Source organism: Protofrankia symbiont of Coriaria myrtifolia (assembly GCF_900634755.1).
Classification (GTDB): Bacteria; Actinomycetota; Actinomycetes; order Frankiales; family Frankiaceae; genus Protofrankia; species Protofrankia coriariae.
Window position 1 is genome coordinate 3816 of record NZ_CAAAFS010000066.1, and the last position, 2505, is coordinate 6320.

General features: G+C 66.7%; 1 protein-coding gene and 1 pseudogene. Both read right to left on the reverse strand.

Features of this window, described 5'->3' with window-relative positions; genetic code table 11:
- Positions 1 to 305 (reverse strand): annotated as a pseudogene (locus CM1CMNOD_RS21470) (hypothetical protein); the annotation flags it as partial.
- Between the two features lie 492 nt (positions 306 to 797).
- Positions 798 to 2078, reverse strand: coding sequence for a DNA methyltransferase (locus CM1CMNOD_RS03880; RefSeq protein WP_013872362.1), 1281 nt, complete (start codon positions 2076 to 2078; stop codon positions 798 to 800).
- Positions 2079 to 2505 lie beyond the last annotated feature (427 nt).

The window sequence follows — 2505 nt, forward strand, 5'->3', positions numbered from 1 at the left end:
AGGACGTAGTCGCGTCCGAATTCCCGCTGGAGGGCTTTGAGCGCGGGCCGCGCCTTCGCGATGCGCAGCCCGGCCTGGCGCAGCGCCGTCAGGACATGAGCCTCGGCGAGGGCGATGAACGGAACACGGGCTTGCGGCCGTTCGGCGGGCAGAACGTGTATCAGAGGCTGCCCGTCGTGGCTGACGGCCCACCGGCGGAATGTTCGTGGTGGCAGCGCCAGGCAGCGGGCGGCATCCTGCACGGACAGCAGGCCGGCCCCGAACCGAGGATCGGTGCGAGCACCACCATCTGCCAGCCGCGGCACGACCGAGCCTCCTCGATATCGCTGAACCAATAATCCTGCGGACGGATGATCCCGGCCGGATGGTCCGGACACGTTCGCTGTTCCGGCATGGCCGCCCGAACCGTCTGAACGGAGCGTACATCGACAGTCGCCATCGGATCGTGGTCGACAGATGAACCGATCTTCATGGCCGGTGGTCTCGGTGTCCGTCCGCCGCATGGATGATCGTTCGGCGGGCTGTTCTGTTGATCATCAACGGGCTCGTGCGCGCAGCTCAGGATAGATGTCGATCTATGGAGATGGTCGGATTTCGATCTCTGTCGAGATCGTTTGTGGCAGGTCCTCGCAACCGGACAGCATCGTCCCGGCTCAGTGGGGGTCCCGCAGGGGATGCCCTCACTAACCCCAGCCCGGTCATGAGGGTATAGAAACTGGAGTACGTGGGGCGGCGGACTGGTGTTGTCGCTGTCCTTGTTGGCCCTCGCTCGGGCGTGGGGGCAGAATATGACGGGTTTATGGGCGGCGGGCGCTCACGTTGTATTCGTAGAGGGATTTGTTCGAGTTTCGTTTGCGGATTGTGCTGATCTCGACGTCCGTGTAGGCGAGGGCGCGCAGCATGGTGGCATACCAGGTGTGGGCAGGGACCTCGTGGCCGTAGAAGGTCGAGTTCCCCACGATGTAGGAGACCACGCCGCCCCGTTTCACGGCCGGTGTGACGGCCTGGAAGTGCAGCCACATGTCGTGGTGGTACCTGTGCACGTAGGTCGCGAGCAGCGGGCCGTTCTTCCCGCCGTCCGCCGCGATTCTCGCGCATACAGCGGCCATGGCGTCGTCCACGGGGGTGTCGACCTCGGGGCGCCAGCCGTTCAGTTTCGACGTCGCGGTGCCCCACGTCCCGCCGATGGCCCGCCAGTCGAGGTCCCCGGCGTCACCGGCGAGGTTCAGGAAGCGCAGCCAGTACATGTAGGGGCGTAGTTCCCGGACATACGACATACGGTTGACGTAGGGCGGGCTGGTGATGATCAGGTCCGCTTCCCTCAGCTGGTCGATTCTCGTCCGGGAGTCGCCCTGGTGGATTGCGGCGGAGCCCGGCAGGTCGCACGCGGCGGACCGGAGCACCGCGTCCATCTCCAGCGCGAACGCCGAGATCGCCGCTTCCGCCGCGGCCTGGTCGAACAGTGCCGGAGCGCCGTCACCGACATCCTTCGGGGATGCCCCGGCGGACTCCTCGAACGGCGTCCGGAAGGACATGGACTGATGGTTGAACGCGGCGTTGCTCCGCGCGATGAGCGTCCGGCACAGCGCGATCTCGAGAAGGTCGCGAACCGCTCCCTCGTGCGTGTCGATCGCCGCCCGCAGCGCTTTCAGCGCGTGCAGCGTCCCGGGCGTCCACCACCGTTCTATGTTGAAGATGTCGGGTTGCCACAGGACGGCGTCGCGATCAGTCTGGGTGACCGTCCTGACGACTTCGTGTGTGGCGTCGACGGCCGCCAGCAGTGTTTCACGCGGATAGTGCCGGACCTTGGTCCGGCCGAGCCAGACGAGAAAAGGGTTGACGTCGACGCTCTGCCCGTAACGGCCGAGTTCGGCGGCGGCGAGCGGAGTGGTGCCCGTCCCGGAGAAAGGGTCCGTGACGACCGAGCCCGCCGGCAGGCGCGAAATGCTCTCCCGGACGAGGCGCACCCCGTAGGCCGGGGTGAGCCGCAGCCATCCGTGCCGGCCGACACCCATGTTGGCGCGGAAGGTCATGTGCTCGTTGCGTGCCACGGGGGGTCGGCCGACAGCCGCGGTCACTTCGCCTCCAACGGTCGGCCTACCGGCGGTTTACCGGGAGCGCCATGTGAAACTCGTCAACCAAGATCCACGGCGTGTTCTGACCTGCGACGATACTGATGCGGGGCCGACGCGGGCACCGGTGCGACAGACGAGTTGACGGATGAGCCGGTGGACGGGCCGGTGAACTGGTCGGGGGATGAGCTTGCCCGGCACCGCCGTCCGCCGGCATTGTGGATACGGGAACAGCTGGCTGGTATGACACCGGGTCACGATGACCGGTCCATGCCGGTCAGGACGATCGGACTCGCCGGATGACGGGAAATCGGGTGCCGCTGGAGCAGACCGAACGAAGGGTCCCGTGCGTCGGGGCGATCATCATGAATGCCGCCGGCGCGCTGCTGCTCGTCCAGCGGGCCAGGGAGCCCGGCCGGGGGCTGTGGTCGCT